This window comes from Corynebacterium sp. MSK195 (genome assembly GCF_030228885.1).
GTDB lineage: Bacteria > Actinomycetota > Actinomycetes > Mycobacteriales > Mycobacteriaceae > Corynebacterium.
Genome location: NZ_JASPGT010000013.1, coordinates 1 through 20044 on the forward strand (window position 1 = coordinate 1; position 20044 = coordinate 20044).

Below are 20044 nucleotides of genomic sequence, written 5' to 3' on the forward strand. Positions count from 1 at the left end.
CAAGCGCCCTTTGCCGGAGTTGAGGTTGGCTTATGAAGAACTTCTCAAATCAGCTTGACACAACATAGGAGCATCACCCTCGAAGCAATTGCCTTACCCCCTGAATATCCGCATATCCCACCACGATACGGACAAAGTCTTCGTCCACGGGTTCATGGTGGATAAGCCGTGATCCCAAAATGCGAGATGCCATATCAAGCCTATTCGCTCGAAGAAGTGCGGTGATACGAACAGGCATGTCTTCTTCCAATTTTGCAACGAGCTGCGCCCACACCCTTGCCAAACTTTGCCCTTGACGAAGCTGAGCAGCTTGACCTAAAACGCGAAAGGTTTCCAAGCGCGAGACTGCCAACATCCTTGGTTCCCCATCGACATCGACGACCAAGTACCAACGTCTACCCTTGTGCACAAGCCCATAAGGATCAGCCACAGCACGTTGCAGCTTCTTGTCCCCACTTCGGCGATACAACACCTCAATTCGAGCTTCATTCCGTACAGCCTCCAGCAGACCTTCTAAGTCGCTTTGGGTTTCATTGCTAAACCAGCCACTGGAATCAAATAGAACCTTCTCTTCCAAATTATGAGTATCGGATGCTCTAGAGAATGAGACTGCGTTCAACTTCTCCTGCAACAAGGCGATGTCCTGGCCAAACCCCAAGTGCGCGAGTGAATCCGCCCCAACACCAAGAATCCTCAACAGCTGAATCTCAATCGGATCCAATCGAGAAGCATTCAACCGAGAACGCCTATCAAGCACAATCCCACCATGCATACCTTGCTCCGTATAAACAGGTATCCCCGCGGCCGAGAGCGCATCAACGTCACGCAGTATTGTGCGCTGCGAAACTTCAAAATGTGAAGCCAACTCCGCAGACGTAACACGGCCTCGTGTTTGCAACAACAAGAGCATAGACAACAGTCGCGCCGATCTCATGCCGCAATTATCACTGGAACCACAATATTTTTCGGAATATGACACTCCTTGTCAGGTTTGTTTGGTCCAATGCGCTTTGGCCACGTAAACAACACCACTCACCGAGAGGAGAATGGCAATGCCAACCCCCAATCTTTTCCTGACTTATGTCTCTGATGTCGAGACCTCGACTGCCTTCTACAGCGATTTATTCGACATGCAGCCATCGTTCATCAGTCCTCGATATGTAGCATTCGAAATTTCACAGGATGTCCTGTTTGCTGTATGGACCGGCCATAACACCCACATGGAGAAACAAGCACCGCGAACAAGCGAAATAGGTTTGATGTTGGATGGACCGGCAACCCGCATTGATGAGACATACCGTCTATGGAAATCAAAAGGAGTCCAAATTGTGCAGCCACCCTACGATGACGTCTTCGGCCGCACCTTCGTAGTTGCCGACCCTGATGGAAACCTTATCCGCGTCAGCCCAGTCGATTAATTCTTAAATCGGGATTCAACAGCTAGGAAATCCTCCAACACCCCAAGGAAAACATCTCAGTTGGAGGATTCCAAGTGCCCCAAAGTGGGAGCTAAAGCCGGGAAAGAATTAAGTACACCGGCTTTCCCGTACAACAAATCCCTAAAAACTGACTGGCTTATGGGCCCCAGCTGAGATACCGCAAACGTAAAGCCCCAGCCCCCCAAACGAACTACTAAATCACCCGATAAAATAATTAGCCGCTCAACCTTGCCATCCAAGCCCAGCAAAGTCGTCCGACTTCGAACCGACTGCCTACACAGTATGCCTAAGACCCAATGCCAGGGCGTCAGATCAAGATAACAAGCAAGATGACTTGTTGACACCATCGAAAACAAGAGTTTAACAGCCGAGAGCGGGAGTTAGGATGTAAATCCCCACACTTGCAATCCTCGACCGCTAAAGTTCAGAAATACAAAGAAACCGGAGGTCACGAACCCTTTCGAGTTTGTTACCTCCGGTGTCGCAGTTTGTACAACTGCTCATGGTGCCCGGGGCGGGACTTGAACCCGCACGTCCTTATCGAACACTGGCACCTGAAGCCAGCGCGTCTGCCAATTCCGCCACCCGGGCAGGGTGTGGATGTCTTAGCGACTTGATAAAGATACCACGAATGCTGCTCAGAACTACAAATCTGCAGGAAAAATAAACTATTTCGGGCAAAGAGAAGGGAAATTTCTGGGAACTTTCGCGTCGCCATCTACGTTTCGAGGTAGTGAACAAACTATACTGATCGCTACTGATCGCTGCATGGTGGAAAGGAGAATGGCTCGTGGCGTTTTTAGAAAAGCTGGCGAAGCTGGACTCCGCCATGCAACGCGGCCTTGATAACGGCATGGCCCTTGTCTTCGGCGGCAAGGTCGTTCCCGCGGAAATTGATGAGCTTTTAAAGCAAGAAGCTCAGGACAATCTCGCGCGCGGCGACGATGACAATCTTTATAGTCCGAACGTAATGACTGTGGGTGTCTCCTCCAAGGATTTGGAGAACTTGTCGCAGGATCGCAATGTGCCGGCCGATTGTGCAGACCAGTTGTCGCGCTTCATTCGCAATAGCGGATGGTCCCTCGCGGGCCCCGTGATTGTGCGTGTGGCGGAGGAATCTGGTTTGCGCACGGGTCAGCTTCGCGTGTCCTCGTTTATTGATCACGAGCCCACGGAAGAGACCGGATTTGAGGCTATTTTCCACGACTTTGATGGTCAGGAGGACCAGATGACCGAGCAGCACGAGAATACGGCTGATGACGCGGTAACTACCGCTTTCATTGCTCCAGATAGTCAACCCGCTCCGCAGCCGCAGGGCCCCGCAGTCAACCTGATGCTGCAGGATGGCTCCTCGCGCGTCTATCACGTGCAAGAAGGCTCCAATATTATCGGCCGCAGCAACGACGCCGACCTGCGGCTTCCGGATACGGGCGTATCCCGTCAGCACGCGGAAATCACCTGGAACGGCCAGGATGCGGTTCTGGTGGATTTGCAGTCCACCAACGGCACCACCGTGAATGAAACGCCGATTGATAATTGGCTGCTTGCCGATGGCGACGTGATCACCATGGGCCATTCCCACATCGAGGTCCGCATCACGGGCCTTGATTCGCACAGCTACTAAGTTCAGTTAAGGAAGGGAGGTCGCCATGGATGCAGTCATCATGCTGGCGCTTCGCATCGGCTTGTTGGCTCTGCTCTGGATTTTTATCCTGGTGGCCTTGAACGCCATGCGCCGCGATACCAATAAGTCCGCCGGTGCTATCCGCCAACAGTCGAAGAAGGTGGGGGCACCGCGGCGTCGGGAAGCGATTAAGCAGCTGTCCATCGTTGAGGGGCCGTTGCAAGGCTCCCACATGGAATTGGGCACACTAGAGGATTGCACGCTGGGCCGAGCCTCTGACTGCGATTTTGTCACGGGCGACGATTATTCTTCTGGCCACCATGCCCGGCTTTTCCGCCGCGGCAGCGAATGGGTTGTGGAGGATTTGGAATCTCGCAATGGCACCTTTGTCAATGGGGTGCGCATCGACCAACCCGAGGTAGTCGGCGCGGACTCCGAAATTAAGCTGGGCCGCACCACCGTGAGGTTGAACGCATGACACTGAAGCTGAACTTCTTTGCTAAGTCCGATCGCGGCCTCATTCGCGACAACAACGAGGACTCAGGCTACGCCGGTCCTCACCTTTTGATCTTGGCCGATGGCATGGGTGGCCACGCGGCAGGCGAGGTTGCCTCCGAGCTGATGGTCAACCACCTAGAAATCTTGGACCAAGATCCGGGTCAGGAAGACACCAAGGCCCTGCTAGAAGCGGCCGCCGAGCAGGCCAATGAGGCCATCAGTGACCACGTCAAAGCCCATCCAGAGACCGAAGGCATGGGCACCACGCTGTCCACCATGCTCTTTAACGGCACGGATTTCGGCGTCTGCCACGTGGGTGATTCCCGCGGCTACCTGCTGCGCGACGGCAAGCTCGAGCAGATCACCAAGGATGATACCTACGTGCAATCCTTGGTGGATAAGGGCGAACTGGACCCAGGCGATGTCTCGTCGCACCCGCAAAAGTCCCTCATTCTAAAGGCCTATACGGGCCGCCCGGTCGAGGCAACGCTATTTACCCTCGACGCCAAGCCCGGCGACCGTATCCTGTTGTGCTCCGATGGGCTTTCGGATCCGGTAACAGCCTCCACTATTGAAACCGCACTGGGGCAGGGCAGCATTGAGCAGGCCGGCTCCAACCTAGTGGACCTGGCCATCCGCTCCGGAGGTCCGGATAATGTCACCGTGGTTATCGGTGAAGTAACCGAGGAAAGCCCCCAGGAGCACGAACCATTCCGCGTAGGCGCCCTCGCGGGTCCTACGGAAGAACCAACCCATCCGGATTCTTCTGCTTCCCGGGCGGCACAGCTCTCCCGCAAGCCGCAAGTAATTCCACCGGCCGTCATGGCCGATGGTGAGGAGGAGCGCCCCGAGCCAGCTGATGACGAAGCGGAGGACGAAACTTCTGGCCGAAAGATCGGCTGGAAGGTTCTCCTTGCTTTGCTCATCGTCCTCGCGCTGGTCATCGGTTTCGGTCTGTGGGCGAAGAACTTCTTGTCCAATAACTACTACGTGTCCACCAACGAGGCGCAGGAAATCACTATCCAACAGGGTGCTGACTACTCCGTCTTTGGCAAGGAACTACACTCCACGCACCAAAACGTGTGCATTAATGACAGCAACTCGCTGCTCTTTTCCAGCCAGCCGTGCGAGGGCGACTTCACGCCGCTGAAGGTCACGGACCTGCCGGAATCTGAACGCAGCGCCGTCGACCATCTCTCCACTGGTGATCTAGGTGAGGTGCAGCAACAGATCAATGATTTGGGCGATAAGGCGCTCAAGCCATGTATCACTGCACCGAGCCAAAAAGATAAAAAGGATGCCAAGAAAAACAAGCCTGGCGTTACCTGCCGGGAGGTGTAGGTTGTGAAAAAGTTTTTTAGCCGAGGCACCGAACTCGGCCTGCTCATCCTATCCGCCATTGTCTTCGCTATTACTCTGGTCAGCCTGGAGCTATCCCAAGACAATGCGCTGACGATGGACCTGGTTTATCTCATCGGCGGATTCATCGGCGTCTTCACCGTTGCCCACTTGGTGATGTGTTTCTTAGCGCCGCATGCCGATCAAATCATGCTGCCGATTGTGGCGATCCTCAACGGCATGGGGCTCATCATGTTGGCCCGCCTGGATCTGGTCAATGAAAGCGGGCTCGCGGTGCGTCAGGTCATGTGGACCATCGTCGGACTTGTACTCTTTGTGCTGGTCTTAGCTATTTTGAAGGATCACAGGTCGCTGACGCGCTACTCCTATATTTTGGGTGCTGCTGGCCTCATCCTGCTAGCCCTGCCGCTGGTATGGCCGCAGCCTGCGGACGTGGAGGCACGCATCTGGATAAACTTGGGTCCCTTTTCCATCCAGCCCGGCGAGTTCTCCAAGATCTTGCTGATCTTGTTCTTTGCCATGCTGCTGACGCAGAAGCGCTCCCTGTTTACCGTGGCGGGATACCGCGTACTGGGAATCTCCCTGCCGCGCCTTCGTGACCTCGCCCCCATCCTGATCGTGTGGGCCATCGCGATCGTCATCATGGGCATTTCCAATGACTTCGGCCCGGCACTGCTGCTGTTTAGCACCGTCCTTGGCATGCTATTCATGGCCACCGGCCGAGTGAGCTGGCTGCTTATCGGCGTCATCCTCGTTGGCGTTGGTGGTTTTGGTATTTATCAGATCTCCGCGAAGATCCAGCAACGCTTTTCTAACTTCCTAGACCCGCTGGGCAATTATGATGGCACGGGCTTCCAGCTTTCCCAGTCGCTATTCGGCATGTCTTCGGGCGGCATCTCTGGCAGCGGCTTGGGCGAGGGGCATCCAGAGCTGGTTCCGGTGGCCCACTCGGACTTCATCCTTGCCGCAATCGGTGAGGAATTCGGCCTCATTGGCCTAACCGCCGTACTGGTGCTTTTCGGTATGCTGGCCACCCGCGGCTTTGGCACTGCGCTGCGCACCCGCGATACTTACGGCAAGCTGGTGGCTTCCGGTCTTTCTCTTACCTTGGCAGTTCAGGTCTTTGTGGTCACCGGCGGTATTTCTGCCCTGCTGCCGATGACCGGTTTGACCACGCCATTCATGTCTGCCGGTGGTTCCTCTCTCATGGCTAACTACGTGTTGTTGGCGATTCTGCTGCGGATCTCTAACGCGGCTCGTCGCCCCATGCAGGAGACCTCGGGCAATGCTCCGAGCGATACCTCCATGTTCCCGTCGGTCCAGGAGGCTCACCGATGAATCGATCCATCCGCCTAGTGTCACTGTTCGCCATCATTTTGACGGCCATCTTGCTGGTCAACTTGACGGTGATTCAGGCTTTTTCTGAAGATAAATATGCCCATAATCCGCGGAATATGCGCGGCTTCATGGAAATGCAGACCACCCCGCGCGGCCAAATCTTTGCGGGTAATACCGTATTGGCACAGTCGACGCAGAACCCAGACGAGACCTACTCGCGCTCCTACCCCATTGATTCACCGGCCTTTGGCCACCTGACCGGCTACTTGTCGAGCCAATTTGGGGCCTCGGAACTAGAGTCCTCCCAAAATGACATCCTCAATGGCACTGATGATTCTTTAATGAAGCAAAACTGGCTCGATGCTCTAGCCGATAAGCCGAAGCAGGGTGCAAATGTAGAGGTCACCATCGATCCTGCACTCCAGCAGGCGGCTTACGATCAGCTTGTGGGCTCAGGTTACGAGGGCTCGGCGGTTGCCATTCAGCCCTCCACCGGCAAGATTCTAGCTATGGCCTCCAACCCCGGCTACAACCCCAATGATCTAATGGGTGATTCTGCCGAGGAGACCTGGGCCAACCTGCAGGAGCAGGAGGGGCAGCCGCTGGTCAACCACGCCGGTGCAGAGACCTTGCCTCCTGGCTCCATTTTCAAGATCATCACCACCGCGGCGGGCCTTAACAATGGCTTTGATCCTTCCTCCACCCTGACCGGTTCCAATGTCATTACCTTGCCGGATACGGTGACGGAGCTGACTAACTACGACAACCAAAAGTGCAATGGTCAGGATGCGGTGACCCTGCAGACCGCCTTTGCGCTGTCGTGCAATACCGCCTTTGTAGAAATGTCGGAGCAGCTCGGCGCTGATGAGCTGCGCAAGTACGCCAAGGCCTTTGGCGTGGGCGAGAATTACGACCTCGGCGTGTCTACCTCCGCCGGCACCTTGGGTGATTTGCCGGATGGGTCGGCCACGGCGCAGTCCGTCATTGGCCAGCGCGACGTCACCATGACCGCGCTGCAGGCAGCCGTCATGGCGGGCACCGTCGCCAATAAGGGCACCCGCATGCAGCCCTACCTGGTCAATCGCATTACCGACGCCCAGATGAAGGACGTCCGCACCACCAAGCCGAAGAAGGCGGACCAGGCGGTTAATGAGGAAACTGCGGCGACGCTTACTGACTTGATGTATGCCTCCGAGCGTTCGTCCTGGGGCTATGACGGTAACGGCTTTGCCTCCAAGACCGGCACCGCCGAGCACGGCGAGGGGCTGGCCCCGCATGTGTGGTACGTTGCCTTCGATCCGGAACGCGATATCGCGGTAGGCGTCGTGGTGAAAAATGGTGGTAACTTGGGTGAGTCCGCGACGGGCGGCAAGGTTTCCGGCCCAATTGGCCGCGCTATCCTGCGCGCATACCAGGGGGAGCAGTAATGAATAGCGCCGAGAATAAGGAACATCTCCAGGCACTGATTGGCAGCGATTACGAGCTGCAGTGGATCATCGGTCACGGCGGAATGTCCACCGTGTGGTTGGCCGATGATACCCGCAATGATCGTGAGGTAGCGCTCAAGGTTCTGCGCCCGGAATTTTCCGATAACCAGGAGTTCCTCTCGCGCTTTCGCAACGAGGCAAAATCGGCCGAATCCATTCAGTCCGAGAACGTGGTGGCCACTTATGACTACCGCGAGCTAGAGGATAACGGCCGCAAGTTCTGCTTCATGGCCTTGGAGTATGTGCGCGGTGAATCCCTCGCAGACCTTTTGGCGCGCGAAAATACGCTGCAAGAAGAGCTCGCTCTCGACGTCCTCGAGCAGGCGGCGCATGGCCTCTCCATCATTCACCGCATGGAGCTGGTCCACCGCGATATTAAGCCCGGCAACCTCCTCATTACGCAAAATGGCCAGGTCAAGATCACGGACTTTGGCATTGCCAAGGCGGCTGCGGCCGTGCCGCTGACCCGCACCGGCATGGTGGTGGGTACCGCGCAATATGTATCGCCCGAGCAGGCACAGGGCAAGGACGTCACGCCGGCTTCCGACGTCTATTCGCTCGGCGTCGTCGGCTATGAAATGCTCGCCGGCAAGCGCCCTTTTACCGGAGATTCCTCCGTGTCCATCGCCCTGGCCCACATCAACCAGGAGCCGGAGCCACTATCGACGAATATCAGCGCCCCGGCTCGCGAGCTCATCCGCATTGCGTTGCGCAAGGATCCGGCCACCCGCTACGCCGATGGCAATGAGTTCACCCTGGCCATCTCCGCAGTTCGCTTGGGCAAGCGCCCGCCGCAGCCTAAGTCCGCCCCGCTAACGCAACGCGCACCCGAGCCCTCTCCGTCCGCATCGACGGAGATGTTGGGCAACGTTGCCCAGCCCACCACGATCCATCCGGCTGCGGGCACTGCTGCGCACAAGGAGTCCAAGGGCGGATCCTCCTTCCTGAAGGGCCTGGGTATCACCCTGCTCCTCGCAGCCGTGGCCGGTGGTGGTTACGCTGCCTACCACAACTTGAGCGATAACGAGGGCGACAGCGAGCCCTCTAGCACCCCGGAGACCTCGGTAGTTACGGAGTACCGCGATCCCACCACCACCCCGCAGGACACCCCGGACGAAGATACGGAAGAGGCCCCAGAACCGGTGACGGTGACAGAGACGGAGCCGCAGGAATCCAATCTGGAAGAAGCCCCGCGCACGACTCACCGCGAGGCACCCACGCGCCACTCGCCTACTCGCCAGGAACAGCCCCCGGCCGTACCAACGCAACAGAATCCGCAGGATACGCACGTTGAAACTACACCTGAGCTGGATACTCCAGTAAACTCGCAGGCTAATGAGCTCCCCGGAGACTTGGCCGATCTACTTACACAGGAGGGTGACTAAGCGATGGTCAATGACCGCTATCGGAGAGGCGAGATCATCGGCGCCGGTGGCATGTCTGAGGTCTATGCTGCCGAAGACACCGTCCTAGGCCGCCAAGTGGCGGTGAAGATGCTCCGACCGGAAATGGCGCGCGACGTCAACTTCCGCGAGCGTTTTTACCGCGAGGCCCAGAACTCGGGCAAGCTGAATCACCCCAATATCGTTGCGGTTTATGACACCGGTGAAACCGAGCTGGATGGCATGACCATCCCATATATCGTCATGGAGCGGGTCAATGGCCGCACCCTGCGCGATATCATTCGCGAGGACGGAGCTCTGTCCGCCCAGGAAGCGGCGGATATCCTCAAACCGGTAGCAGATGCACTGCAAGCCTCGCACGAGGCCGGGATTATCCACCGCGATATCAAGCCGGCAAATATTATGCTCACCAACACCGGCCAGGTGAAGGTGATGGACTTCGGCATCGCCCGCGCCTTGGATGATTCCACCTCGGCGATGACGCAAACTTCCGCCGTTATCGGCACCGCCCAGTACCTTTCCCCGGAGCAGGCCCGCGGTAAGAACGCGGATGCCCGCTCCGATGTCTATGCGCTGGGCTGCGTGCTCTATGAGGCGCTTACTGGCCATACTCCTTTTGAGGGCGAAACCCCCTTTGCGGTTGCGTACCAACATGTGCAGGAAGAGCCGACGCCGCCGTCGGAGCTCATCGCGGATCCCTCACTGACCCCTACCCAACGCGTCAATATAGATGCGGTGGTCCTTACCGCTATGGCCAAGCACCCGGCGGATCGTTATCAGTCCGCTTGGGAGATGGCCGGCGATTTGGAACGCCTGCGCAATGGGCAGATCACCGCGGCGGCGCGCATGCACGTCAACGAGGAAGAAGACGAGCAGCCTACCGAAATGGTCGGCGCCGCCGCACCAGCTGCGGCCGCGCACCGCGCGCCAATCCAGTCCACCCGCCCCACCGAGGACGATGATAATCAAGGTGGTGGCTGGATGAAGTGGCTGGCGGCATTCCTGGCCGCCCTCTTGGTGGCCATCGTAGGCTACTTTGCCTGGGATTTCTTCTCCTCCGAAAAGGAATCTGAGGATAAGCCACGCCAGACCCAATCGGCCCGCGAAGACAAAATCACCGTGCCCGAGGTGGAAAACCGCCCGCGCAACGAGGTGGTTAAGGAACTAGAAGACATGGGTCTGCAGGTCACCGTCAATGAAGAGGCCAACCCGGATATTCCACGCAATAATGCCATCCGCATTAATCCGGCCCCAGGCTCCGAGCTGCAGAAGAATGCCTCGGTGACCCTGACCGTTTCCTCCGGCAAGGAGATTACGGACGTCCCGGATATCACCGGCATGACCTTGGATGAGGCCGCCCAGGCACTCGAAGGGGCAGGCTTGGCGCTCAACTCCGATGTCTCGGAAGAAAACGATGAGTCCCCGGCCGGCCAGATCATCAAGCAGGACCCGGCCGGCGGCACGCAGCTATCCAAGGGTTCGAAGGTGCGGGTGACGGTTTCTAAGGGCGTCGAAAAGAAGCGCGTGCCCGATGTCGCTGGCATGGATGTCGAGGATGCCCAAAGCCGCCTGGAGTCGAATGACTTTGATGTAGACGTGCGCGAGGTGGATTCCTTGGAGCCGAAGGGCACGGTGCTCAGGGTCTCCAACCAGGGCGCGGAGCTGGAAAAGGGCAAGCCGGTTACCGTTGAGGTATCCAATGGCATGCTCTTTAAAGCCCCTGACCTGGTACGCAAGAATCAAGGCCAGGCCGAGGCCGCGCTGCGGGAGGCTGGCTGGACCGGCCAGTTCGTCGTGGGCGAGCCGGCTCCTACCGGTGCCTTGGTGGATGCCAATAAGATTGGCTGGGCGTCTGTGAACCCGGGCGATACCATGCGCAAGGATCAAAATATTGATATCCGCCTGTGGAGTTTCGACCCCGCTGCACTTCTGCCGCAGCCATAACTGCTGGTATCCTAAGGCCTCAGTACGAACTTAGATAAGACTTTAAATCTAGAAAAGGTATCTTATGCCGAAGTCAAAGATTTCCCAGAGCTCCTCCGTCCCTACCTCGAGCTCTGCTACCAACCGCACGCCCGTCAAGATCAATTCTGAGGGCACCCCGAAGTGGTACGTCGCTATCATGCTGGGCCTGATGGTCATCGGCCTGCTGTGGCTTGTGGTCAATTACCTCGCTGGCCAGGACATCCCGTTCATGGCGGACCTCGGCGCATGGAATTACGGCATCGGCTTCGGCCTGGCCATCATCGGCCTGCTAATGACCATGGGTTGGCGCTAAGCTAAACGCCACAGCCTATTCCCTCGCTCCCTACTTTTTGTAGGTGGCGAGGGTTTTTCATATCTAGGAGCCACATGTCTCGCCATATTCTTGCCGCTGGCCTCATCATTTCGGTGGCCTACGCGGCCGTGCACATCGCGTTTGCCGACGCCACCCTACTCACCGGCGCCGCTCCCCTCCGCCTTTCCGTGCGCAACTACCTAGGCGACGTCTTGGGCTCGGGCATGGTGTGGGGAATCTTTAGCTACCTCATGGGTAAGGAATTTCCGGGCCGGTGGCTCAAGGCACTCCTGGCCGGTACGGGAATCATCGTGATGATGCTGGCGGTGCACTACACCTTGCTCGTGGTCTTCGGCGTGTATAACTGGCACGAGGCATTCGAGTACAACGCCCAGTGGTTCTTCCTGGCACTGATTTCTGGACCGGTACTGGGGCTGGCCGGTGCGGCCTCGGCACGGTTCCGCTGGTTCGACTACCTCGCCGTCCTCGGCTTCCTCCTCGAGCCCGTGGTTGCCGGACTCGTCCCAGGCAGTTCCTACCTGCCCCGCACCACGACCATCCCTGGGTACTTCGCCGCCGCGACTCTCTGGCTCATCGGCGCGGGCTTCTTTATTTGGCAGCGCCGCCGTTCCACGCGCTAAGCGCTTCTTCGGCGGCCCACCACCCCGGCATACCGTGCACGCCAGCGCCGGGAGCAGCGGAGCTAGAGGCCATAAAAACTCCCGGAGCCAGGCGGTGCGGATGGGCCGACAGGCGTGGTCGCAGGAGGGTTTGCAGCCCGGTCATGGCACCGCCAGCAATATCGCCACCCACCAAATTAGGATTCCATCGCTCCAGATCGGCCGGGCTCGTAGCACGGGTGGCCAGGATGGTATCGCGAAATCCGGGGGCAAAGCGCTCGATCTGAGCGGCAATCAGCTCGCTGACCTCGCCCGGATAGCGCTCCACATAGCCGCGCGGGACATGCGCATACGTCCACAGGGTGTGCCCTCGGGATGGGTCTGCCACGAATTGCTGGCAGGCCAATACCAAGGGGTGCTTAGGCATGCGCCGCTTGCCGACGTCCCCCTCAGCCCCACAGATTTCCTCCATGGTGCCTCCCACATGCACGGTGCCGGCCCGACCCACGCGCGGATCGGTCCATGGCACGGGTTCGCTGAGGTGAAAGTCCACTTTGAAGACGGCGCTGCCGTAGCGCCAGCGCTCGAGGCTGCGTCGGGTGCCGTCCCGCAGTTCCACCCCACCCAGGCTCAGAATCTGGCGCGGGGTGAGGTTCACAATGATCGCATCGGCCGGAGGCAGCTCCCGCAGGTCGGTGACTTCGCATCCGGTGTGGAGGCGGGCATGGTGGGAGCGGAGGAGGTTAAGGAGGGCGTCGATAAGAGCGCCGGTGCCGCCCTCCACCACGGGCCAGCCACGGGTCATCCCTAGCCCGCCAAAAAGCAGGCCGAACGCCGAGGTAAAAGGCGTGGTCGGCGAGGTGATCGCGTGTACCGCGCTGCCCGCAAAGAGGGCGCGAGCCTGGGGCGTGCGGAAGGCCGCGCTCGCCAAGCTGCTGGCGGGCAAGACTCCGGCCGCGCCAAATTGTGCCAAGCGCACGGGGCGATTGGGCCAGCGCACCAGCGGGGTAAGCGCATTATCCACATGCTCATCGATGTGGCGAACAATGTGCCCATGCAGCCGCCTCCATGCCTGGGCATCGGTCCCCAACTCCGCCGCCGTGTCCGCCAAGGAACCGTGCAGGATCCCGGCCGGCGCGCCTTCGAGCGGATGGGCCATGGGATAAGGAGCATTGCGCCACCGCAAACCGTGAGCTTCCAAGTTCAGGGCGCGAAAGGCCGGGCTCGCTATGCCAAAGGGGTGCCCGGCCGCGCCGAGATCCACAATCGTGCCCGGGAAAATCTCCGCGGAGGATGCCGCTGCACCACCGGCCCGGCCGGCGCGCTCGTAGATATCCACACTCCACCCGGCCATGGCCAAGCGCGCCGCGGCCGTGAGCCCATTCGGGCCTGCGCCGACGATCACAGCGCGAGGTTGATAATCCACAATGCTCCTTATGCAGGTCAGTACCCAAATTTATCAGTCTTGTTAACACAATGGGTAGAAAGTTATCCACAGGCTGTGGAGAAAACCTGTGAAATGTGAATTTCACACAATCATTAACACCCTGTGGATAACTGTTTTCACGGGCTTCCACAAGCTGATTTTCGCACTTTCGCACCGGCCAGACCAGCGTGATCAGGGAAAACTCCGGAAAAGCGTTCGGTAAATTACAAAAATGTAGTTATCCACAATGTGGATAACCATTGTGGAATTTTTTCGCACACGCTTTCCGGTGATCAAATTCCACAGTTATCCCCAAACCCCAGCTTGTTGGGCTAATAGTGCGAGGACTACCGCGGCCACCGCAGCAACGCCGCCCCAGCGGAGGCTGGAGCTTTTTCGATAGAGGAAGAGGCTCAACACGATGCCTGTGCACAACCCGCCAAGGTGTCCCCACAGGGATACGCCATCGGCGAGAAAGGTATAGGCCACATTCGCCAGAACGAGCGCGATGGGCGCACGGAGATCGAGCCCGCGCTGGCGGTAAGAACCCACCAGCATGGCCATGAGCGCGAAGAGCGCGCCCGAAGCGCCGACGGTGGGGGTCTCAAAATCGAATGTCAGGATCATGGCGGACGCGCCGAGGCAAGAAATGAGGTAGGCGGCGAGGTACAACCCGGTGCCAAGAGCCCGCTCCACCTCCTTGCCTATGAGAAGGAGCATGATCATGTTCACCGCCAAGTGGCCCGCGTCCAGGTGCATAAACGCGGAGGACAGGGCGGTCTGCGGCGCAATCGGGTATTGCGGGCCCCACAGGCCCCAGTCCACCGCGAGGTCGGAATCATAGAAGGTAGCGCCCAGCGTCCGCGCCTGCACCGCGGTAATAAGCCAGGCAATGATGCAGACGGCCGCGATGAGCGCGGTCGCCGGGGTAGTGCGGACATAGTTTCTCACCATGGTCATGAAGTTGTCAGTCCTTGAGGCGGGGTCTAGTGGTGGGTGGCTCGAGGTAAAACTGCAACGAGCCCGCCGCCGCATGGATAATGCGGTGACGGGCCCGAGGGAAAAGGCGATTACGCGATATCGATGGACTCGATAACAACGTCCTCGTGCGGACGGTCCATGCGGTCGGTATCAACCTTGGCGATCTTGGACACAACCTCCTGGGAGGCAGCATCGGTAACCTCACCAAAGATGGTGTGGTGGTTGTTCAGGTGCGGGGTCGGCGCCACGGTGATGAAGAACTGGGAGCCGTTGGTGCCTGGGCCAGCATTGGCCATGGCCAGCAGGAATGGGCGGTCGAACTGCAGCTCCGGGTGGAACTCGTCCTGGAACTGGTAGCCCGGGCCACCGCGGCCGGTGCCGGTAGGGTCGCCGCCCTGGATCATGAAGTTATCGATGATGCGGTGGAAGATTGCGCCGTCATAGAACGGGCCGGACTGCTCGCCCTTTGCGTTCTGGGTGGAGTAGTCCTTCTCGCCCTTGGCCAGGCCGATGAAGTTTTCAACGGTTACCGGTGCGTGGTTACCGAAGAGATCGATAACAATGTCACCGTAGTTGGTATGCATCGTTGCAGTTGCGGTCTTCTGAGTCATGCCAGCCATTGTAAAGAATTTAACGCGCGCCTGCCGCGCATGACATAACGCTGTCAGCGATCGCGCTAGCCTGAAGGCATGATTCGCGCGCTACTTTTTGATCTGGATGACACCTTGCTCGACCACACCGGCGCGGCCCGGGACGCAGTGGATCAGTGGTGCCGCGAACTCGGCCTGCCCGAGGGCCAGCATGCGCGCTTTGCGGCCATCGAGCGCACCTGGTTCAGCGCCTACGAGCGCGGCGAGGTCACCCACCAGGGTCAGCGGGCGGCGCGCTGCCGCGAATTCCTCGGCCGGGAGATGAGCGATGCCGAGGCGCTGGCCGCTTATGACGGCTATCTTTCCGCCTACCAGCAGCAATGGCGCGCTTTTGCCGACGCCCTGCCCACTCTCACCTGGGCCCTCGAGTCCGGCTTTCAGGTGGGCGTGCTCACCAATGGCGAGCGCGAGATGCAGCAGGCCAAGCTGGAGGCGACAGGCCTTGCGCTTGCCGACGTCCACCTCATCCCCACCGTCGACCTCGGCTGCCCCAAACCACAGCGCGCGGCCTACCTTGCCGCCTGCGATCAGCTGGGTACGGCTCCCGCAGACACGCTCATGGTGGGCGATTCCCTCACCAACGATGTGCGGGGCGCGCGCTCGGCGGGGCTGCACGCGCTCCACCTCGACCGTGCGGGGAATGGGGATCTGAGTTCGCTTAGCGCGTTGAAAGAGGTCCTTTCCTAGATAGCCAGCTGACTACGCTGGCGCCGAGGCTTGCGCACCCAGTTTGCGGATCTTTCTCGCTAGTGATGTTTTTAACCCAAAGGGTAGAACGAGAAAAGAAACATACCGGTTCCATTCGGACACCCAGCGGATTCGCAGCCACTTTGCAGTTTGCGGAGGATACTAAAAGAGCTACTAAGAAAGGATCCGCACATGGATTTCTTGTCCTCCCTCCACAACCTCATGGACGCGGGCTCGCTGCTCCAGAGTTTCGGACCTTATATCCTGCTCGGCGTCGCCGTCGTCATCTTCATCGAGTCCGGCGTGCTTTTCCCATTCCTGCCGGGTGATTCATTGCTAGTAACCGCGGCCATCCTGCGCCACGAGCTCGACATCAACGCCTGGCTGCTCTTTGTCGTGGCCGCGGTGGCCGCCTTTGCCGGCGACCAGGTGGGCTTCTACTTGGGCCGCCGCTTTGGCCGCAAGCTTTTCAAGGACGATGCCCGCGTCCTGCGCACCGAACACCTCGATAGCGCGGAGGACTTCTTCCAGCGCCACGGCCCGGTAGCCCTAGTACTGGGACGCTTCGTGCCGATTGTGCGCACCTTCGTCCCTTTCGCCGCGGGTACCGCAGAAATGGGCTACTCCTCGTTCCTGCGCTGGAATATCCTCGGCGGCGTGGGCTGGGTAGGTTCCATGCTGCTCGTCGGTGTCCTGCTGGGCGGCATCCCCGGGATTGCCCACTCCATCGACATCATCATGCTGATCATCGTGGCAATTTCCGTCCTGCCGATGATCATCAGCTGGATCAACAAGCGCCGCAAGGAAAAGCACGAAATCCCAGCCACGTAAGAACTTTTATTCTTTACCCGGCCGGGATTGCGGTGCGATTAGGGAGGATTTAGAGCGAATCGCGTACCTCATCGCGAGCCAGCACCATATTGCGCAGGGAGGCCTCGGTCTCCTCGTAGCCGCGGGTCTTCAGGCCGCAGTCCGGGTTAACCCACAGGCGCTCGACCGGCACGTGCTTGAGCGCGGCGCGGATGAGCTCCGCCATCTCCGCTACGGAAGGCACGCGCGGGGAATGAATATCGTAGATGCCCGGGCCGATCTCGGAGTGGAAGGTCTCGTCGATATCCTCCAGCAGCTCCATGCGGGAGCGGGCCGCCTCGATGGAGGTGACATCGGCATCCAAGCCGGCAACGGCATCGATGATCTGGCCGAACTCGGAGTAGCACAGGTGGGTGTGGATCTGGGTGGTCGGCTTGGCCTCGAGCGCTACCAAGCGGAAGGAACGCACGGCCCAGTCCAGGTAGGCCTTGCGGTCTTCCTCGCGCAGCGGCAACAGCTCGCGCAGGGCGGGCTCGTCGATCTGGATGATGTCAATGCCGGCCTCTTCCAGGTCATGCACCTCATCCGCCAGCGCGACGCCGAGCTGGTCCGCGGAGACGGACTGGTGTACGTCATCTCGCACGAAGGACCAGGCCAGAATGGTCACCGGGCCGGTGAGCATGCCCTTGACGTGGTGCTCCGAGAGCGACTGCGCGAACTTGGACCACTCGGTGGTCATCGCAGCCGGGCGGGAGATGTCACCAACAACGATTGGCGGACGGGTGCAGCGGGAGCCATAAGACTGGACCCAGCCGTTTTCGGTGGTGACAAAGCCATCGAGCAGCTCAGCAAAGTACTGAACCATGTCATTGCGCTCCGGCTCCCCGTGGACGAGGACGTCGAGACCGAGGCGCTCCTGCAGCTCAATGACGGACTTGACTTCGTCCTTGAGGGCGGCGTTGTAGTCGGCGTCGGAAAGCTCGCCTTTGCGGTGCGCCGCACGCGCCTGGCGGATCTCCTTGGTCTGGGGAAAGGAGCCGATGGTGGTGGTTGGCAGCTGCGGCAGGCCGAGTTCCTTCTGCGCCTCGTTGCGCTCAGCAAAGGCAGGCTCGCGCTTAACCTCGCCGGCCGGCAGCTTTTCGATGCGCGTCTTCACCGCCGCGTTGTGGATGCGCTCGGATTCGGCACGGGTGCGCACTGCGCGGTCGCTGATGCTATATGCCTCCGGTGCCTCTAGCGGACCCTGAGAGAGGGCGACGACTTCCTTGACCTTCTCGTTGGCGAAGGAGAACCAAGTGGCGACGTCGGCCGGCAGCTTGGTTTCCGCCTCCACGGTGTGCGGCACGTGCTGCAGGGAAACGGAGGTCGATACGGAAAGGGAATCGAGGCTACCCTCCAGGTCCTCGTACTTGGAACGCAGGTCGCGCAGGTTGGCGGCCCAGACATTGCGGCCGTCGATAAGGCCAGCAACCACGTGGGACTTCAAATTCTTCACGCGCTCGAGGTAGCCCTCATCGAGTGCCAGGGTGCCTACGGAAAGGTCCACCTGGACAGCCTCTGGCTTGAGCTCCGCCAGAACGTCGAGTCCCTTGCGGGCAGAACCGTACGGAGTGGTGAGGTATACCTGCGGGCGGTTGTCCGCGCCCAAAATGGCCTCATAGGCGCGCTTGGTATGGGCGGCCAGTTCCTCATCATTGGCAATGGTCAGGTCCGCTACCAGGGCAGGCTCGGCCAGCTGTACCCACTTCACGCCGGACTTATCCAGCTCGGCCAGTACCTCCTGGTATGCCTTGACGGCATCATCCAGGCGGTCGAGCGGAGACTTGGTAGCACCCTCTGCCTGCTTAGACAGGGCCAGCAGGGTAACCGGGCCGACGAGGTATGGGCGCACGGTATGGCCTGCCGCGCGGGCCTCTTCTACCAGCTTGATAACGCGCTGCGGGTGCGCCTTGAAGTCCTGGTCATCGACGATTTCCGGGACGATGTAGTGGTAGTTGGTGTCGAACCACTTGGTCATTTCCAGCGGCGCGGTGTCCTTATTGCCGCGGGCCAAGGTGAACTCATCATCCAGGGTCTCGCCGGCCACGGCGCCAACGGTCAGTGCGGTCTCGAGCACCTGGTCGTAGTAGGCGACGTCGGCAGGAATGGCGTAGTCCTCAGTAAGGCCCAGGTCGCGCAGGCGGTTATAGGTATCCAAGCGCAGGGAATGTGCAGCGGACTCGAAGGTTTCCGCATCGATGCGGCCGGCCCAGTAGGATTCCAGCGCACGCTTGAGTTCGCGGTTAGCGCCGACGCGAGGGTAGCCCTCAATCGTCGCCTTGGGGAAATTAGTGTTCGTCATTGTCTACTCCGATTCGAGATAACAGGTCTTGCGTAATGTCCGGGTTGTTGTGGGTATAGATATGGAGGCCGTCCGCGCCGCCGGCCACGATGGTGCGGGCCAATTGGGCGGTAAGCTCCATGCCGATTTCGTATTCCTCTTCTGGGGTTGTCGCTGCCGCGAGCTGGTTGCGCACCCTCTCGGGTACGGTCAGCCCGGACAGCTGCCCCATTCGCTCCAACCGGCGCAGGCTGGTCATGGGCATAATCCCCGGAATGAGGGGGATCTTCACCCCGGCCAATTTCGCCCTTTGGGCGAAGCGGAGAAAGTCCTCCGCGTCGAAGAAAAGCTGGGTGATGGCAAAGTCCGCGCCGAGGCGCTGCTTATTAAGCAAGACGTCGAAGTCTTCGTCTTCGTTCTTGGATTCGGCATGGCCGCTGGGGTAGCACGCCACGCTCACCGCGAGGCGGCCGGCGGCAAAGCGGGCAGCCTGGTGGCTTTCCAGCTGGCGGATGAGGCGGACCAGCTCATCGGCATGTTGCAGGTAATGCTCTGGCATGCCCCCTTCGGGGAGATCGCCGCGCAGGGCCAGCAGGCCGCGCACGCCGGCATCCACCAAGCGATTAATCCACCCGATGAGCTCGTCGCGCGTCCCGGCCGTGCAGGCCAGGTGCGCCAGGGGGCGCATAGAGGTGTTCTGCGAGATCTTCTCAATGAAGGCCGCGGTTCCCTCCAACCAACCGGAGCGCTGGGAACTGGTCACCGCGATGTAATCAGGGTGATAGCTTTCCAGGACTTCTAGTAAGCGGTCGATTTTGGCGGCATCGGCATCGTGGCGCGGCGGGATCACCTCAAAGGAAAGGGCAAGGCGCTCGGGCGCATGTGCTTCCTCTTCACTTTCATAGTCCAAGGGCGCAGAAGCCGAAAGTCGCGGGCTCATGGTCACCTCCTTTGCTGGTCGTCGTTGGTGTGTTGAGAAAAAACGTACCAAGCTGTTCAGTTTGCGCGGTAGCGATTCTGCAATGGTAATACCTTTGCAAGCCTGCAAACTGCGAGGTTGGCGAAAAATCGGGTGAATAATAATCGTTAATTCTGAACCAAGCGGTCTATTTCTAGCGCGTTCC

General features: G+C 59.3%; 18 protein-coding genes and 1 tRNA gene. 12 read left to right on the forward strand and 7 right to left on the reverse strand.

Features of this window, described 5'->3' with window-relative positions; translation table 11 throughout:
- Window positions 1-73: 73 nt before the first annotated feature.
- Window positions 74-910 carry a helix-turn-helix transcriptional regulator gene (locus QP909_RS10400; protein WP_502868659.1) on the reverse strand — a complete coding sequence of 279 codons (837 nt, stop codon included), beginning with the start codon at window positions 908-910 and terminating at the stop codon, window positions 74-76.
- A 142-nt stretch (window positions 911-1052) separates the two neighbouring features.
- On the opposite strand from QP909_RS10400, the gene QP909_RS10405 reads away from it, so the two are divergent.
- Window positions 1053-1418, forward strand: coding sequence for a VOC family protein (locus QP909_RS10405; RefSeq protein ID WP_023020229.1), 366 nt, complete (start codon window positions 1053-1055; stop codon window positions 1416-1418).
- A gap of 524 nt (window positions 1419-1942) precedes the next feature.
- Here the strand turns inward: QP909_RS10405 and QP909_RS10410 are convergent.
- Window positions 1943-2030, reverse strand: a tRNA-Leu gene (locus QP909_RS10410).
- A 199-nt stretch (window positions 2031-2229) separates the two neighbouring features.
- Between QP909_RS10410 and QP909_RS10415 the strand changes: the two genes are divergently transcribed.
- The 9 genes from QP909_RS10415 (at window position 2230) to QP909_RS10455 (ending at window position 12067) form a co-directional block, all read left to right on the forward strand.
- Window positions 2230-3063 (forward strand): FHA domain-containing protein, encoded by an 834-nt coding sequence (locus tag QP909_RS10415; protein WP_200288457.1) that lies wholly within the window; start codon window positions 2230-2232, stop codon window positions 3061-3063.
- Between the two features lie 25 nt (window positions 3064-3088).
- Window positions 3089-3541, forward strand: coding sequence for an FHA domain-containing protein FhaB/FipA (locus QP909_RS10420; protein WP_005329668.1), 453 nt, complete (start codon window positions 3089-3091; stop codon window positions 3539-3541).
- A complete protein-coding gene (locus QP909_RS10425; RefSeq protein ID WP_049378409.1) occupies window positions 3538-4902 on the forward strand; it encodes a PP2C family protein-serine/threonine phosphatase in 1365 nt (454 codons plus the stop codon). Before QP909_RS10420 ends, QP909_RS10425 begins: the two co-directional genes overlap by 4 nt.
- 3 nt (window positions 4903-4905) lie before the next feature.
- Window positions 4906-6258 (forward strand): FtsW/RodA/SpoVE family cell cycle protein, encoded by a 1353-nt coding sequence (locus QP909_RS10430; protein WP_049378410.1) that lies wholly within the window; start codon window positions 4906-4908, stop codon window positions 6256-6258.
- Entirely contained in the window at window positions 6255-7685 is a 1431-nt protein-coding gene (locus QP909_RS10435) for a penicillin-binding transpeptidase domain-containing protein (protein ID WP_049378411.1), read from the forward strand. Before QP909_RS10430 ends, QP909_RS10435 begins: the two co-directional genes overlap by 4 nt.
- Window positions 7685-9130 carry a serine/threonine-protein kinase gene (locus QP909_RS10440; RefSeq protein WP_049378412.1) on the forward strand — a complete coding sequence of 482 codons (1446 nt, stop codon included), beginning with the start codon at window positions 7685-7687 and terminating at the stop codon, window positions 9128-9130. The genes QP909_RS10435 and QP909_RS10440 overlap by 1 nt, the downstream gene beginning before the upstream one ends.
- A 3-nt stretch (window positions 9131-9133) precedes the next feature.
- The gene (gene pknB, locus QP909_RS10445) at window positions 9134-11092 is read left to right on the forward strand and encodes a Stk1 family PASTA domain-containing Ser/Thr kinase (RefSeq protein WP_284767192.1); all 1959 of its coding nucleotides are present in this window, start codon (window positions 9134-9136) and stop codon (window positions 11090-11092) included.
- A gap of 64 nt (window positions 11093-11156) precedes the next feature.
- On the forward strand, window positions 11157-11426 hold the full coding sequence (gene crgA / locus QP909_RS10450) for a cell division protein CrgA (RefSeq protein ID WP_005326260.1): 270 nt from the start codon (window positions 11157-11159) through the stop codon (window positions 11424-11426).
- Between the two features lie 74 nt (window positions 11427-11500).
- On the forward strand, window positions 11501-12067 hold the full coding sequence (locus QP909_RS10455; RefSeq protein ID WP_284767193.1) for a hypothetical protein: 567 nt from the start codon (window positions 11501-11503) through the stop codon (window positions 12065-12067).
- Here the strand turns inward: QP909_RS10455 and QP909_RS10460 are convergent.
- The 3 genes from QP909_RS10460 to QP909_RS10470 all read right to left on the reverse strand — a co-directional run bounded on the left by QP909_RS10460 (window position 12036) and on the right by QP909_RS10470 (window position 15073).
- Window positions 12036-13472 (reverse strand): phytoene desaturase family protein, encoded by a 1437-nt coding sequence (locus tag QP909_RS10460; protein ID WP_284767194.1) that lies wholly within the window; start codon window positions 13470-13472, stop codon window positions 12036-12038. The two genes, QP909_RS10455 and QP909_RS10460, sit on opposite strands and share 32 nt — an antisense overlap.
- Before the next feature lie 306 nt (window positions 13473-13778).
- A complete protein-coding gene (locus tag QP909_RS10465) occupies window positions 13779-14432 on the reverse strand; it encodes a rhomboid family intramembrane serine protease (protein ID WP_284767195.1) in 654 nt (217 codons plus the stop codon).
- A 110-nt stretch (window positions 14433-14542) separates the two neighbouring features.
- Window positions 14543-15073, reverse strand: a complete 531-nt coding sequence (locus QP909_RS10470) for a peptidylprolyl isomerase (RefSeq protein ID WP_005326254.1) — start codon at window positions 15071-15073, stop codon at window positions 14543-14545.
- Between the two features lie 69 nt (window positions 15074-15142).
- Here QP909_RS10470 and QP909_RS10475 point away from each other — a divergent pair, with 69 nt between their 5' ends.
- Window positions 15143-15790 (forward strand): HAD family hydrolase, encoded by a 648-nt coding sequence (locus tag QP909_RS10475; RefSeq protein WP_284767196.1) that lies wholly within the window; start codon window positions 15143-15145, stop codon window positions 15788-15790.
- Between the two features lie 192 nt (window positions 15791-15982).
- On the forward strand, window positions 15983-16621 hold the full coding sequence (locus QP909_RS10480) for a DedA family protein (protein WP_284767197.1): 639 nt from the start codon (window positions 15983-15985) through the stop codon (window positions 16619-16621).
- 49 nt (window positions 16622-16670) lie between these two features.
- On the opposite strand, the gene metE is transcribed toward QP909_RS10480, so the two are convergent.
- Together metE and QP909_RS10490 are read right to left on the reverse strand one after the other, a co-directional pair.
- Window positions 16671-18941: a 5-methyltetrahydropteroyltriglutamate--homocysteine S-methyltransferase gene (metE, locus tag QP909_RS10485; RefSeq protein ID WP_284767198.1), complete on the reverse strand. Its 2271-nt coding sequence runs from the start codon at window positions 18939-18941 to the stop codon at window positions 16671-16673.
- Window positions 18928-19860: a methylenetetrahydrofolate reductase gene (locus tag QP909_RS10490; protein WP_284767199.1), complete on the reverse strand. Its 933-nt coding sequence runs from the start codon at window positions 19858-19860 to the stop codon at window positions 18928-18930. The genes metE and QP909_RS10490 overlap by 14 nt, the downstream gene beginning before the upstream one ends.
- Window positions 19861-20044: the final 184 nt, after the last annotated feature.